The sequence below is a fragment of the Endozoicomonas sp. Mp262 genome, from assembly GCF_025643335.1.
In the GTDB taxonomy this organism is placed as follows: Bacteria; Pseudomonadota; Gammaproteobacteria; order Pseudomonadales; family Endozoicomonadaceae; genus Endonucleibacter.
In genome coordinates, this window is sequence record NZ_CP092489.1 from 51,446 (window position 1) to 66,462 (window position 15,017).

Genomic DNA, 15,017 nt, shown 5'->3' on the forward strand with positions numbered 1-15,017 from the left:
ATTGCTGAACGACGATTGCCAAATACGTTACCGACCTTGAATCCATGAAACAGTTATCAGCGCTTGATACCACATTCCTGAACCTTGAAACGGGTACCACGCCCATGCATGTGGGTTGTGTGGCCATCTATGATTCCTCAACCATGCCCGGTGGTAAACTGGACTTCAGTGAATTCCTTAACAACTTTGAAAGGAAGCTTCCCCGGATTCCGGTATTAAGGCAACGTCATGTCAGCGCCCCAATGGGAATCGATTATCCCTACTGGATCAGTGATCCTGACTTCAGTCTGGACTACCATATCCGCCATATTGCCCTACCCAAACCCGGCAACTGGACGCAGCTATGCACCCAGGCCTCCAGGCTTCATGCCAGGCCACTGGACTTAAAACACGCTCCCTGGGAACTCTATGTCATTAGCGGCCTGGATAATATCGAAGGCATGCCAGAAGGCTGTTTTGCCCTGGTTAGCAAAATGCACCACGCCCTGATTGATGGTGTCCGTGGAGCCCAGCTTTTGGCAGCACTTCACGATTTATCCCCGAAACCCTCTTACCCCAATAAGGTTGAACCCATTATTGTTGACCGGGTACCCACAGGGGTTGAGTTGATTACCCGAGCCGCACTGAATATGCCTGGCAACCTTATGGCAAAAGCCAAGGCAACCACACGTCATGCAGTTCCCCTATTTAAGGATGTAGCCAGCAAACTGCTTTCCAACGAAAAAAAGCGTTACCTGGCACCAAAAACCCGATTTAATGGCAAGGTTACCTCTCACAGAGTCTTTGATGCAGTCTCATTTGACCTGACTGATATTAAGTCCCTTAGAAAACTGGTACCTGGCAGCACGGTTAACGACGTAATGATGACCATTGTCTCCGGTGCAATCAGGCACTACCTCAATAGCAAAGGGGAACTGCCGGAAAAATCAATGAGTGCTATGGTGCCGATGAATATCATGCCTAGCGCACAACAAAGCACCCAGGGCAACCATATATCATTTATGTTCCCTGCCATTTACACAGATGAAGCCGACCACGTTCAACGAATGACGGCCATCAATCGCGAGAATATTGCAGGCAAGGCTCGCCAGAAACAACACAATGGCCAGCTATTAATGGATTCCACTCACCTGCTGCCAACCACTTTAACCAACCTGGTTATTGATAAGGCCATCAAGTACAACGTAGCCAACCGTATGAAGCCGTTATTTAATACGGTTATCACCAATGTACCCGGCCCTCAGCTACCTCTCTACCATGCCGGTGCAAAAATGCTGGCATTTCATGGGGCAGGTATTTGTTATGATACGGTTGGACTTTTCCACATTATCTTCAGTTATAATGGTAAAATCAGCATCAGCTTTACCTCCTGCCAGGAGATGATGCCTGACCCTGAGCGTTACGCCAGCTGCCTCAAAAGAACGGTCACTGAAATGATGAAGAAATTGCCAGTAAGCTAGCCCTGAACTTCTCCCGTTTCTTGCTTGCCCTTTGCCATTCCAAGGAATTTTGTTCAGTCAACCGTATTCCCCGGTACGGTATTCCCGCACAAAACTCCTAACGACTGCATGGGGGCAAGAGGTAGAGCAACACAGGCGCTATTACCGGGAACTATGATGGATGGAGTATCCGGGCTGGCAGGCTCACAGGTGTCTTACCCGTACTTTTTACATAAAGTAACATAACGACTACAAAACACCTCTGTTTACATCACAACCAGCCTGACATATAGCAATATTAAACTAGGTAATTATTGCTAGAGTTCAGCAAATAACACCTATGCGCATACACATGCGTAATCTGGAATCAACCGATAGCCTACCAGGGGGATCTGTTCTTGTTTAGGGATACAGGCAACAACAATGGCTATTCAGTTGTGAAATACGTCAAGACAATTAATAGTGAAGTATAATGGAAACTGGTTTCTGGAACAGTAAGCGAGCACCGGGCGTTCCCGACAACATTAACCCAGATGAATATGGGTCCATTCTCGAAGTATTCGAGGCATCCGTTAAAAAATACGCTGACAATCCTGTAGTAACCGGTATCGGACACACCCTGACATTTCGGGAACTGGATCAATATAGCACCCGGCTGGCTGCCTGGCTGCAAGCCTATACCGACCTGAAGCCGGGTGACCGAATTGCCATCCAAATGCCGAATCTGCTGCAATACCCTGTGGCCGTTTATGCGGCAGTGAAGGCAGGCTTGGTGATTGTCAATACTAATCCGCTTTACACCGCGCGGGAAATGAAACACCAGTTTAACGACTCTGGAGCCAAAGCCCTTATCTGCATGGATGTCTTTGGCCATATGGTCGAAGAAATTCTCAAGGAAACGCCGATCAAGCACCTTTTGATCACCAGCCTGGCAGACATGCTGCCAACTCCCAAACGAATATTAATCAATGTTGCAGCCAAACATATCAAGAAAATGGTTAAGCCTTACCGTTTACCACAGGCTACTGCATTCAGGAAAGCGCTGAATAAGGGACGCTCTCTCAATTATAAACGGCCACCATCGCCTAAAAGCCACGATGTTGCCATCCTCCAATACACTGGTGGCACCACCGGAGTCGCCAAAGGTGCCATGCTCACCAACCGTAATATGGTCTCAAACATGCTGCAGGCCCAGGCCATGTTGAAACAACGGGACCCTGATGGTAATCCTCTCTATCAGCCAGGTCAGGAAACCATTGTCGCACCACTGCCGCTTTATCATATTTATTCCTTTACGGTACACCTGATGGCCATGGTGGAAATGGGCAACCATAGCATCCTGATTGCCAACCCCCGGGATACTGCCATGTTTATCAAGATGATCAAACCATGGAAGTTCTCAGCATTCATTGGGCTTAACACATTGTTTACCAGCCTGATGAACCACCCTGAATTCAAGAGCTGTGACTTCAGCAATTTAAAGGTCACCCTTTCTGGTGGAACGGCGCTGCAAAGTGAGGTGGCCAAACGCTGGAAGGATATAACTCACTGTGGCATATCTGAAGCTTACGGCTTAACTGAATGTTCACCAGCCGTATGCATGAATCCCTTTGGCGAGCTCACCCAGCAAGGCACCGTAGGCCTGCCTATGCCTAATACCGAACTGAAGACCATCGATGCAGAAGGCAATGAAACTCCTATCGGTGAGCGGGGAGAACTGTGTATCCGGGGACCTCAGGTGATGAAGGGTTACTGGAACCAGAAACAGGCTACCGATGACATTCTCAGTAGTGATGGCTGGCTTCGTACCGGAGACGTTGCCATTATCAAGGAGGACGGTTTTATCAGCATTGTTGACCGCTTAAAGGACATGGTGCTGGTATCCGGCTTTAACGTTTATCCCAATGAAATTGAAGATGTGGTTGCCAAACACAATGACGTTGAGCACTGCGCAGTTATCGGTGTTCCCGATAAAAAAACAGGGGAAGCTGTTAAACTGTTTGTGGTTCGCAAGAACAGCAACCTGAATAGAGAGGAGCTAATCGGACACTGCCGCAAGCATTTAACAGGCTACAAGGTACCCAAGCAAATTGAGTTTCGGGATGAACTCCCCATGACACCTGTGGGTAAAATCCTGAGGAAAGATCTTCGGGCCCAGGAGCTTAAGAGGCTGGAAGCTGCTTAATCAAGTAAATAAAGTCCGGTAATTCAACCAGTACTAATGACCGGGCTTTATTTTCATGGACTTTTAGCCGCCGAAGAAGGTCCAAGTAGCATTTCCAAGTGCCACAGCACCTTGTTTTCCTACATAAATAATATGTGGGCCAATAAAATAATAAGTAACGCCTGCTATAACACAACTGGTCACGATACCCACCTTGGCTGGTAAAGAGCGATCCTTCCAATAAAAGTCAAGGTTTCCTCTGTCATGCCAGCAATGAGCAATTACCGTATCTCTTGCATCCTCAATAGTGGGATGTATTTTTTTAAACTTAGGAGATGATTTTGGTGAAGTCAGTAATATAGAATGAATCTCCCAACTTTTATTGGCTCCTGCCTGTTCTTGTTCTTGTTCTTGTTCTTGTTCTTGTTCTTGTTCTTGTTCTTGTTCTTGTTCTTGTTCTTGTTCTTGTTCTCCACCTTGTTCTAACAGCCCTTCTACTTCAGTTGTTTCTTTTTTATCTCCCCAGGTCACTCGACGACTACTTCTTCTTGTAACAACCTGCCTTGCCCTGGTTCTCGTGGTTTTCTCTACTCTTGCAGGCTGCTCAACTTCTGTGACAGTAAAAAAAACAGCCATTTTTTTATCACTCTCACTTAAAAGATAAATAGACTCATTCTCTCCATGAAAGTTAAATTCCTGCTCCATTCGATTAAGTTTTGACATAACTATTGCGTATCTAAGCTTATCCAACCCAGCCAATTTTTTCGCATCAATCATTTTCATCTGCTCAGACAAAATACTTTTTGCACCAGCTAAAGTCCAAACCTTGGTTGGAGTTAACAATAAAACAACAAGATCACAATATATTTTTATCTGCTCATTGATATCTAATTGATAAAAGCTGGACAGTTCAGTACTGACTTCCGATGCCAAATAATCAATATTACTAGCCATTTCATCTAAATAAACACCCGATCTGTCATCTCCACTCACTAATTTATTGAACCAGTGCCCAAGAGCCTTTTTACTTTCTCTTCCCATACCTTGAAAAGAAACTATTTGATGAGTCTTTTGATCCATGGCAGCCTTAAAGACTCTCCTTGTATACCTTCGCATAGCTTCAGAAACAGGGTCTTCATCCCCTCCCCAGCCGTTAACTTCTAATGCATCCATATCAGTTACTGCGATATGAGTTGCTTCACCTTCAGTAACTTTAGATATTGAAGAATGAGACCTTGAAGAACCGGTTAACCCAGAATAACTAACACCTTCCTCTTCCCCTGTGGACTCTACAGAAATCTTCAGACCTGCCTTTAAGGAAGCCATTTGTTTTTGAATATTAGCTGCCTCACCTCCAAGCCTCTTCAATATATCTCTTAGTTCTGCTTTATCGCTGGGATCAATATGGGCAGTCATATCCATAGACTCAATTTTTTTCAGTCTATCCTCAAGGCTCTCATATAAAGTTGCAGCCTTTCCTAATTCTTTTAATATATTATCCACTTTCCCTATCAGCTGCTGATCTCGTGCATGATCCTTCATACTCCTCATTTTTTCTGCATCAGCCAGAGCCTCTTTCATCAAATCACTAAACTGAGCTTGAGTAATGGGTTCCTTTTCAGCAGGTATTTCACGAGTTTCAGCGGCTCGCTGTTCCTCTAGTAGTTCTCTCACCTGCTCCACAGTTCTTTCCCCCATATCTTCCCCTCGAGGAAATTGATTGAGAAGCTCGTTGATCCGCCTGAAAAGCAATTCATTGCCTCCAGTAACTGTATCCATAATAGCTTGATGAGAAGTTTTCGTGCTAAGTTGAATAGTCACACTACCCTCACCCTGTGCGTCTACTACTTTAGCCTCAAGTGTAGGCTGACGTTCAACCAACTCGTCATCATCCATATCTTTATAATCATCATACAAGTATTTTCTTGCCAAATCCTCCTGACTCATTGAAGCATGGACTCTTGCGCTACTTCTTGAATCACTTTCGTGAACCTTTTCTTTTCTGGTTATCCTTGAATCTGTTCTTTGAGTAACTCTCCCCCTTTTAACTGTACTTGGTTTTGATTTAGTCTTAACAGCTGCACCTCTTCCGCTAGCATGGGCACCATCGCTTTCTACACCTAGTAAAAAAAACACTAATAACGATGATAAAAAGACTGCTATAAAACGCCCTTTTATTGACCGTTCTTCCAAGAAATGCATAAGACAACCTCTCTATAACAGGCATTAAACGATAAGACACCCAATACCTTAAAAGCAGTATCCACAAACGGTTCTATATCTTTTCAATCAAAAAAAAATAACTGCATAGGCATCAAAAGGCATATACTAAAACGACATAGTAACTATAGCCGTCAACAGCGATTTATATATAGCAATTCTGAATCAATTGGTGAGTTGTACGACTATTATATTTTGAGCTTTTTAACTACTTTATTAAAAATAAAAATTCTATTGTTCTAAAAAAAACTCATTTGGACACTGATTAGAATATGGGGCATCAATCAAGGAATGGTGATCCGGCTTAGTAACCAAATTACCACTGAAGTATAAGCGGATTTCTTTAAACACTGCTCCTTTTTTAGCTTGATAGCAGTGAAGACTACTGGAACTATCTATACCCCATGCCTTTAACCAGCCTCTTACCTGCTCAAGCATCACTGTTTTTCCCGCATGCTTTTTAAACGCTAATGCCACTGGAGAGTTTTGAAACCAACGGGCGTAACCAGAAGCCCGTTCAAAATAAATTTCAGCAGTCATACCACTGCACACACCATGCTTATACCATTGGTAGCGCTGGTAACACGACTTTACTCCTGGCATCACCTCTTCAAGGAAAGCAAGCTGCTTGCCGCTCAAACCTATAGGTCTATAGTCGCAGGCTGAACGTTTTTCACTTCCATTACAAAAAGCCGGATGTTTCCCCTGTTTATTTGAAGGCCATAACCCATGCAGCACAAAGGAGTGGGAGTGGGAGTGGGGTTGAGATTTACACTCAGGCAATCGCTTATTTTTATTTTTGCTACAAAATGCCGGGAATGATGACATGGCCAGCGTAAAAAAATCTGGCTTATTGATTATTAATCCTGTAACTTCTCCACACTGTTTACTGACCCACCTCACTTCCCCCCCAGGCATTTTTATCTGAACCCAGCCTCCACCCGGTTTATTTTCGCCCAGCAACGAGTATGACTCTCCCTTAATAAGCCGCTGTTTTTTAGGGTTTGTCTGCTTCTTTATGGATTGAAATACCGGACACTCCTTTTCCGCCAAAAAGGCCCCGGACAACTTCTCGAATGCTTCAGCAACAGGAAAAAGTAAACAACAAAAAAGCACGACCACAATGGTCGTTCCAGGTAGCATTTTACACATACTTGCCCTTTATCAGGGATCACCAGAAGCAGTTGACAGCCTCACCACTACCTGAACCCCTTATTTTACCCTACCAATCACATATTCTAACTAACCCGGTTCTCTCATAAACTGCCAGAAATCCCACACACGACTATATAAATGTTGATAAATTCCAAATCCTGCCAAAATAGTCATTGCACTGAATGTGTTTTTTTGAACCTTTGCAAACATACCACTGCCAGCAGATGATGGAAAAAAATAGTCCATAAGCATGAAGGCAAACACACCAAGCATTGAGACACCAAGCACTCTATTTTCATCTTCTGCAGTCACTTCAACCACTGTAACAGCTGATGCCTCCAGAAGGCTATCAGACAATTCAGGAAAAAAATTCTCTGCATTAGCAGATGAAAGCCCATAACTTGCCAGGAATCCAGCCAAACTCGTCATCACCCCCTTACCCAATACCTGGTTAAACAATGCAATGGTCTGGTAGCCTGCGCCAACTCCAAGACCCGGAGCCCACAGCTTAACTGCTATATCCGAGGAGGCGACCCCTACCCCTAACGCAGCTGTCCACATTATCCCCGCTGTCACTGCCTGACCAACGGTGGATGCAATGTCAGGATCCCCTCCAAAACTATAAATAGCCTGTGCTGTACTTGCCCTTATGGATTTAGCCAAATGAGTTACTGCGGGAGAAAGCAAGTAACTCGCTAAAGCCATTGGAACATAGCCTATACCTGCACACCGCATCCGATTCAGAACCCTGTAAGCAGCCCAGCTTGACAATCCCACAACACTGGCAGTCCCTGCATGAGAAAGAATAGATCCCAGCTGTTCAGAAAAAGATTGTTGAACACCATCAAAAGTCTTAATGGAACTAGCCAGCAAAATATAATCAAAGGGCTTGGTAGCACTGGCAACCATTCCTTCTTTTTTTGACCCCAAAATACTGGACAAACCAATAAAATAAGTGAAACTGTCCGCGGCAACCATAACCACTGCACCGATAGCATGACCTAAAAAACTGGAATTCCCCTCCCCCTCTTTCTTCTTGTATGGTTCTATTTCTTCAACATGCTTTTCATCGGTTATGCCAACCCAAAACTCCTGATCTGGATCATTATCCAGGGGGATGGCGATAGTCACTATTTTTAAATCATCAGATATTTTGACATGTTTTTTTTCACTTTCACCCTCATGATCAGAAAAAGGTTCCATTGCGTGATGAGATAAATCAGTACCTGTCGTATTTAATTTAATATAAAGTTTTTCTGAATCCTTATTAACGCATACCGATTGCAAGCGCACCTTTCCACCTTCAGCCAGTGTTTTTTCTTTCTGGAAAAAGCAGTGCTCCTGTAAAATCATCATTTCAGAGGGTATTACTTTTATACCAGCCTGTTTGGCTTCTACACCATTGAACTGAAATAAATTTAGATAGATAAAAAGAAACCCCCACCCTTTGAATCCAAGAAACATAAACTTGATTTTATTCATAGTATTTTCCTACAACATCATATAGGATAGAACGCCATTAGAAATCCCTATAGGCAAGACTGGATATTTCATAAGTTTATTTCCAGCCTTATTTATCCCATTAATTCTTTTGAAGTTATAATAATAGAAAAAACCATTACTTCGTCAAATCACATACCACCACTTTAAAAAGACACAAGTCTACTTTTATATAAAATTCATTAAAGCAGTTTCTTACCTTTTACCTTTCGAAGAATTATCAAATTCATCACTCAAGTTATCCTCCAATGACTTTTTAGTACTCTCACTCTTAATTTTATTATCACCTCCCTGATTTAATGGCTCGACACCCTCCTTTTCAGTGCCTTTATTATTAGACAGTTGATGTTTATTTTTCTTCTCCAACCCTGCATCATTTTCATCTTCTTTTACATGAATATCACTTTCATAATTAACTTTCACTCTGGTATTCCACTCCTTTTCTAATGCTTTTTTATCAAATACTCCCCCTTCTGTTTCTGCCTTATCCTTTTCCTGCTGTAACCAGTCAGCCTTTAGCGTGTCCAGTTGTATATCAAGATCATCACACTCAAACTGGGCCAGATCTCCATTCAGACGTTTATCCAGAACCCCCATTGCCCGGTCTATCAGATTCTCCTGCTGCTCTCGCGACATCTTCAGAAATTTTTTATCCGGTGGAATAATGGAAACAGGTTCACTCTCACCTTTGGGTGTCATTTTAACAACAACATCCTTAGGAAACTTATGCTTGGCCAGCTTGTCCAGATTAGCTTTCGCCTCTTCAAGCACAGCCTTTCCATCTGATAACCGCTTATGCTCAATATATTTTTCTGCTTTTTCCTGTGGCTCAAGAATAGCAGGTGCCTCACCGGCACTCTTCAGACTGGCTACTGCCCTGGAATCAGTAGTTTTCGCCTGACCTCCTGGTTTTTCCAGCATCTCACCAGGTTTTACAGTACGATCCTGTTTGCTTGACTTAATACTAGGAAGTTCACCCGGTTGACCAGCTTCACTGACATTTCTTGTCTGTAAGCTTTGGTCTGAGGGTAACGAGTCAGGCTTTACCGTATTAAGATTATTAACAGGCGTTGGGTTTTGAGTGACTTTCAAGCCATTCATCGTACTCTCTGCTGAAGACGGGTCAGGATTATGCACATTAGGCGATGTTCCCTGCGCATTTCCAACCTGCCCTGCTCCCCCTACATTAGACATATCTTTCCTCCAAAGCGCTGATACCATTGAAATGATGTACTAGTTAATATCGGTAAATACCGCTGGCTTTACAGGCACACATAAAAAAACCTGCGCTATCAAACGCAGGTTTTTTTATATGTGGAGGTAGGCTATTTAGAAAAGCAGCCCGACTTCACAGGGGAATGACTTTACATCATACCGCCCATGCCGCCCATTCCACCCATACCGCCCATGGCACCCATATCAGGAGCGGCAGCCTTGTCTTCAGGCTCGTCAGCAACCATGGCTTCGGTAGTGATCATCAGGCTGGCTACAGAAGCGGCAGCTTGCAGTGCAGCGCGGGTTACCTTGGCAGGATCCAGGATACCCATTTCGATCATGTCACCGAACTCGCCAGTGGCGGCGTTGTAACCGAAGTTACCTTCACCAGACTTAACCTTGTCCAGAACCACAGAGGCTTCGTCACCGGAGTTGCTGGCGATCTGACGCATTGGGCCTTCCAGCGCACGAAGGATCAGCTCAACACCTGCTTTTTGCTCAGCATTAATGGCATCAACATTGATGGCAGACAGCGCGCGCACCAGGGCAACACCACCACCGGCAACCACGCCTTCTTCAACGGCAGCACGGGTAGCATGCAGGGCATCTTCTACACGGGCTTTCTTCTCTTTCATCTCAACTTCGCTGCCAGCACCCACCTTGATGACAGCAACGCCACCAGCCAGCTTGGCTACACGCTCTTGCAGCTTCTCTTTGTCGTAGTCGGAAGAGGAGTTTTCGATTTCAGCGCGAATCTGTTCAACACGACCGGTAATTTCAGCCTGGATGCCAGCACCATCAACAACCGTGGTGTCTTCCTTGGTAATAACGATACGCTTGGCGGAGCCCAGGTCTTCGATAGTAGCGCCTTCCAGGGACAGGCCCACTTCTTCAGAAATTACAGTACCACCGGTGAGGATGGCAATATCCTGCAGCATAGCCTTGCGACGGTCACCAAAGCCAGGAGCCTTAACCGCTGCAACCTTAACGATACCACGCATGTTGTTAACAACCAGGGTAGCCAGCGCTTCGCCTTCTACGTCTTCAGCGATGATCAGCAGAGGCTTGCTGGCCTTGGCTACCGCTTCCAGTACTGGCAGCAGGTCACGGATGTTGGAGATTTTCTTGTCAACCAGCAGAACGAATGGGTTTTCCAGTTCTGCAGACATGCTGTCCTGGTTGTTGATGAAGTAAGGGGACAGGTAACCGCGGTCGAACTGCATGCCTTCAACAACGTCCAGCTCATTTTCCAGGCCGGAACCTTCTTCAACGGTGATAACGCCTTCTTTGCCCACTTTTTCCATGGCTTCAGCGATAATCTCACCCACCAGCTCATCCGCGTTAGCAGAAATGGTGCCTACCTGGGCAATGGACTTGCTATCGGCACAAGGAGTGGCCATAGCGTGCAGCTGCTCAACAACGGCAGCAACGGCCTTGTCGATACCACGCTTCAGGTCCATTGGGTTCATGCCCGCAGCAACGTACTTCAGACCTTCATTAACAATAGCCTGAGCCAGCACAGTGGCAGTAGTGGTACCGTCACCCGCCTGGTCGTTTGCCTGGGAAGCCACTTCCTTAACCAGCTGGGCACCCATGTTCTGGAACTTGTCTTTCAGTTCGATTTCCTTGGCTACGGAAACGCCATCCTTAGTGATGGTAGGTGCGCCAAAGGACTTCTCGAGAAGAACGTTACGGCCTTTAGGGCCCAGAGTTGCTTTTACAGCGTCAGCCAGAATGTTGACACCTTCCAACATTTGCTTGCGAGCTTCGTCGCCAAATTTAACCTGTTTTGCTGCCATGGTATGTGATCCTTTCAGAATTTAAACAGTTGCAATCGAATTCCGAACCTGATATCAGGCTTCCAGAACGGCGTAGATATCGCCTTCGGACAGAATGATCAGCTCTTCACCGTCAACTTTCACGGTGTTGGAATCTGCGTATTTACCAAAGATCACCTTGTCGCCAACGCTCACACCCAGAGGACGTCTTTCGCCGTTATCCAGATATGCGCCATCGCCCACAGCAACAATTACGCCCTGATTTGGCTTCTCGGTAGCAGAACCAGGCAGCACAATACCACCTGTAGAAGTGGTTTCTTCTTCTTCACGACGAACGACCACGCGATCACGCAACGGACGAATTTTCATCGATTATATCTCCAACTGTTTGGTGATATGCCGAACAATCAGCATTCAATCAAATCAACACCCTGGAAAACCCGGTTTAACCAATGGTTCCAGCAGTTTCCAAAGAAAGTCCGAAACCTTTGGCTTCGTAACTTTCCTGTAGTTCCCCAAGCTTGTTTAGCTGAGGATATGCTCCGCTTATCTCTGGTTCTCACCCCCTGCCCTGGAAAGTGGACAGAAAGACAGAGAAATCGAAACACAATCAGATGAATCACTTTTTAAGGGTGACCCGAACTAATTTCAAGGCCTACCCCTAACTTTTTTTCATTTTTTCACCGAATCATCCCTTTGAGCATCATTTACCAGCTCCCCCTCATAGGTATGATTCACTCTTGCATGCCCCTGATCACGCCGGGTTTCCCGGTAAAATTCGCCATCATACACTTCGGTTTGCCGAACCTGCCAATGACCAGAACCAAGGATTTTTCGAATAATAAACAGACGACTGGCCGGCACCAGCAAGGCCAACCCCAGAAAATCAGTAATAAAGCCCGGCAGCATAATCAAAAAACCTGCCATGGCCATGACTCCCCCTTCAATAATATCCTGGGCGGGTAACTCTCCTTGAGCCATGGTTGTCCGGACATTGAGCATAGTACTGAATCCTTGCTGCCGGATAATGCCCAGCCCCAAAATCCCTCCAAGGATCACCAGCGCCACTGTATTCAGCGCACCAATCATGCCACCCACCTTAATGAGCACCACCATTTCAAGAACCGGTAATAATACAAAGAACAAAGGAAGGAAGCGCATATCTGCCTCCGTTAAGGATGTTCTCAGTTATATTGGGAAATCTATGGGAAATTTCAAGGGATACTAAAGATCATGGTTAAGCATGATGTGCGAGCTCCCATTGAGTAGCAAAAAAAACACAAGATGCTTGTCAATAGCTATAGGCCTTTGCTGCATATGAGAGTGCTAAAAATATCAAAAGTAAACAAAGTGTAAAGACCAGGCATTTATACCTGACTTTAGTCGTTTTTTTCTATGGTAATCTCAGCACGAATGGTATGGAGATTTACGCTTGGCTGCATCAGCAGACAAAAAAATACACTTGACAAAAATACGTATAACCCGAAAAACCATTCCACGCATCCACTCCTATCCTAAATAGTAAATTTAGAAATAACCAAATATAAGGTTAAGGTTTTCCGTTTACATGAACACCTACGACGCGCTCAATGCCTTTCAGAAAAAGCCCCCTTCTAATGAAAGCAAAACACTGTACTCACACCAAAGATGGGTATCAGGTATATTCCCAGCTATTATTTTATCAGTCGTAACAAACGCCTTCTGCGCCACACACAGCACTAATGGCTCTAGTAGTGAGGATATCCAGTACACAGAAGTTACAAACCCTGCTAATCGAAAACCAAGCAGGCTTGGAAGTATTTTTCAGAGGCTGTGCAGTTGGATTGGAAAGAGCGACAAACAGGAAGACTCTATAAGTAGCGATTCAGAAGAAGAAAGTGAACATATAGAGAAACCGCGTCATCGAAACCTCTCTGGAAAATCCGATATATCAACAGTAGCTGAACTAGAAAAAGCCCAAATGAAAGGATACTTATCCAAAGACCTGAATCCGTGATTTCTTGATTTGCCCGGCAGTTTTGAAAATGTGCTGATTAATTTTTTCCTTTGAAAATAACTCGGGTTATTGATTGAAGTGTTTTTATGTCGTTTTTAAGCATAAATGCTGATCAAAATATCATCAAACTTGAAGACAGGTTGAAAGAAGCCCTACCGTTATCAATACAGTACTTTCTCATTTATGGCATTTTTTTCTATCTCGCTATTCAATCAACAAAGTGCATGCTGGCTTATTAATTGATGGAAAGACCTGAAACCAGGACAGTAACGACCAAAGCGTAGCCGGTATTGATGTCCTTTTTTCAGAAGACGGGCAGCCAGGTAGATGAGTTCCTGTATCACGGTTTTTAACCGGCGTCGTTTGGCTTTATGACGTACCGGCGCATCTGGCCCGAGCAAGCAACTCTGCCCCATGTAGCGCAGAATGTTATAGACCAGTGCACCCAAACACATCACCAGGTCGTTGGTGTCAAACTTGCCTGAAGGCAGGCGCTCTAAATCCATATCAGTCTTCAACTCACTGTGAAACTGCTCGCTGGTCGCATGATCCTCATAAAGATTAATGATCTGATCATCGCTGTAGTCAGCTTCGCTGAGTGTTGTCCACCATCCTTCCAGCTCATAATCGGGTGTCAGAAATCTCTGCCCTACAGTATCAGTGGTACGCTTGATAATGCGAATAATCAGACGCTGGTTACCATAGTTGGTTTCATAGACGGTTGAGAGTGTCGCATAACTCTTTCCTGGACGCGACTCCTCCCATTTGACTTGCTTTTCTTCAAAAATGGGGAGCCAGTGTTCCTTGGTGTGATACTTTCTTGGGTTGAGCTTGATAATGTGATTCACACCTTTGAACCCGGCGATTTCCCGGCGCGATTCCTCAGCATCGTGGCCACTATCAAGGCGAACCAGAATAGGCGCTCGGGTCAAACGTCGGCTGCGGTGCAGCACTGCTTGTAAAAAGCCAATAAAATCATTCTGGGAGTGCTGAGAGCCTGGGCGTAATTCACATCCCAGGCACCAGCCTTCGCAGCCAAAGTAAGCGGCAATAGGGGCATAACCAAAGAATTTTTTATACGTGTACTCGACCCCCTCCTTTTTGGTATTGCTGTTATCCATAGGGAATACGTCGATATCCAGTGGTATGTGCTGCTTCTTATCGAGTTTTTTCGGAAGGGGTGTGACGGGCACCTGAAGATTAACCAGGACATCGGTAAGGCTGTCCTCGATGAAAGGAATCAGTTGGGCGGCATCTTCATTGAAACGCTGTCTTAAGCGGCTGGCTGAAGGCATTTGTTTAATGCCCATTGCCAACCGGAACCAGTCGTTATCCCGGTTATTATCAACATTATCAAAATCACTTTTACCCTGAGCCAGTTGGCCGCAGTAAGCTCTGATCAGGTCGATATGAGTGATACGGTGCCTTTTTTTTATTTTGCGCAGGGATTTGCTTAACGCTGTCTTTTTGTTGAGTGCATGACCAACGAAATAAAGCCCTGCGACCGGTGTATAAAATTCCGTCTGTGATTGTTCAATTTTCAGTTTCAC

11 protein-coding genes are annotated in these 15,017 nt (G+C 44.9%); 3 read left to right on the plus strand and 8 right to left on the minus strand.

Annotation, left to right across the window (positions count from 1 at the left end; translation table 11 throughout):
- Window positions 1-44 precede the first annotated feature (44 nt).
- A complete protein-coding gene (locus MJ595_RS00250; RefSeq protein WP_263080520.1) occupies window positions 45-1,460 on the plus strand; it encodes a wax ester/triacylglycerol synthase family O-acyltransferase in 1,416 nt (471 codons plus the stop codon).
- Window positions 1,461-1,911: 451 nt separating this feature from the next.
- Window positions 1,912-3,624, plus strand: coding sequence for an AMP-binding protein (locus MJ595_RS00255; protein ID WP_263080521.1), 1,713 nt, complete (start codon window positions 1,912-1,914; stop codon window positions 3,622-3,624).
- Window positions 3,625-3,687: 63 nt separating this feature from the next.
- Here MJ595_RS00255 and MJ595_RS00260 read toward each other — a convergent pair whose 3' ends face one another.
- The 7 genes from MJ595_RS00260 to MJ595_RS00290 all read right to left on the minus strand — a co-directional run bounded on the left by MJ595_RS00260 (window position 3,688) and on the right by MJ595_RS00290 (window position 12,632).
- On the minus strand, window positions 3,688-5,805 hold the full coding sequence (locus MJ595_RS00260) for a hypothetical protein (RefSeq protein ID WP_263080523.1): 2,118 nt from the start codon (window positions 5,803-5,805) through the stop codon (window positions 3,688-3,690).
- 249 nt (window positions 5,806-6,054) lie between these two features.
- On the minus strand, window positions 6,055-6,741 hold the full coding sequence (locus MJ595_RS00265; RefSeq protein ID WP_263322425.1) for a hypothetical protein: 687 nt from the start codon (window positions 6,739-6,741) through the stop codon (window positions 6,055-6,057).
- Between the two features lie 324 nt (window positions 6,742-7,065).
- Complete coding sequence (locus MJ595_RS00270; RefSeq protein ID WP_263080524.1) at window positions 7,066-8,460, minus strand: hypothetical protein; 1,395 nt, start codon at window positions 8,458-8,460, stop codon at window positions 7,066-7,068.
- A 213-nt stretch (window positions 8,461-8,673) separates the two neighbouring features.
- Window positions 8,674-9,672 (minus strand): hypothetical protein, encoded by a 999-nt coding sequence (locus MJ595_RS00275; protein ID WP_263080525.1) that lies wholly within the window; start codon window positions 9,670-9,672, stop codon window positions 8,674-8,676.
- Between the two features lie 170 nt (window positions 9,673-9,842).
- Entirely contained in the window at window positions 9,843-11,492 is a 1,650-nt protein-coding gene (gene groL / locus MJ595_RS00280; protein ID WP_263080526.1) for a chaperonin GroEL, read from the minus strand.
- A gap of 54 nt (window positions 11,493-11,546) precedes the next feature.
- A complete protein-coding gene (locus tag MJ595_RS00285) occupies window positions 11,547-11,840 on the minus strand; it encodes a co-chaperone GroES (protein ID WP_263080527.1) in 294 nt (97 codons plus the stop codon).
- Between the two features lie 303 nt (window positions 11,841-12,143).
- On the minus strand, window positions 12,144-12,632 hold the full coding sequence (locus MJ595_RS00290) for an FxsA family protein (protein WP_263080528.1): 489 nt from the start codon (window positions 12,630-12,632) through the stop codon (window positions 12,144-12,146).
- Window positions 12,633-13,038: 406 nt separating this feature from the next.
- On the opposite strand from MJ595_RS00290, the gene MJ595_RS00295 reads away from it, so the two are divergent.
- Window positions 13,039-13,467, plus strand: a complete 429-nt coding sequence (locus tag MJ595_RS00295) for a hypothetical protein (protein ID WP_263080529.1) — start codon at window positions 13,039-13,041, stop codon at window positions 13,465-13,467.
- Between the two features lie 212 nt (window positions 13,468-13,679).
- On the opposite strand, the gene MJ595_RS00300 is transcribed toward MJ595_RS00295, so the two are convergent.
- Window positions 13,680-15,017, minus strand: a complete 1,338-nt coding sequence (locus MJ595_RS00300) for an IS1380 family transposase (RefSeq protein WP_263078015.1) — start codon at window positions 15,015-15,017, stop codon at window positions 13,680-13,682.

Excerpts from the sequence above, each read along its gene's own strand:
- MJ595_RS00250 (WP_263080520.1), top strand. The coding sequence starts at position 45 with ATGAAACAGTTATCAGCGCTTGATACCACATTCCTGAACCTTGAAACG.
- MJ595_RS00255 (WP_263080521.1), top strand. The coding sequence starts at position 1,912 with ATGGAAACTGGTTTCTGGAACAGTAAGCGAGCACCGGGCGTTCCCGAC.
- MJ595_RS00260 (WP_263080523.1), bottom strand. The coding sequence starts at position 5,805 with ATGCATTTCTTGGAAGAACGGTCAATAAAAGGGCGTTTTATAGCAGTC.
- MJ595_RS00265 (WP_263322425.1), bottom strand. The coding sequence starts at position 6,741 with ATGCCTGGGGGGGAAGTGAGGTGGGTCAGTAAACAGTGTGGAGAAGTT.
- MJ595_RS00270 (WP_263080524.1), bottom strand. The coding sequence starts at position 8,460 with ATGAATAAAATCAAGTTTATGTTTCTTGGATTCAAAGGGTGGGGGTTT.
- MJ595_RS00275 (WP_263080525.1), bottom strand. The coding sequence starts at position 9,672 with ATGTCTAATGTAGGGGGAGCAGGGCAGGTTGGAAATGCGCAGGGAACA.
- groL (WP_263080526.1), bottom strand. The coding sequence starts at position 11,492 with ATGGCAGCAAAACAGGTTAAATTTGGCGACGAAGCTCGCAAGCAAATG.
- MJ595_RS00285 (WP_263080527.1), bottom strand. The coding sequence starts at position 11,840 with ATGAAAATTCGTCCGTTGCGTGATCGCGTGGTCGTTCGTCGTGAAGAA.
- MJ595_RS00290 (WP_263080528.1), bottom strand. The coding sequence starts at position 12,632 with ATGCGCTTCCTTCCTTTGTTCTTTGTATTATTACCGGTTCTTGAAATG.
- MJ595_RS00295 (WP_263080529.1), top strand. The coding sequence starts at position 13,039 with ATGAACACCTACGACGCGCTCAATGCCTTTCAGAAAAAGCCCCCTTCT.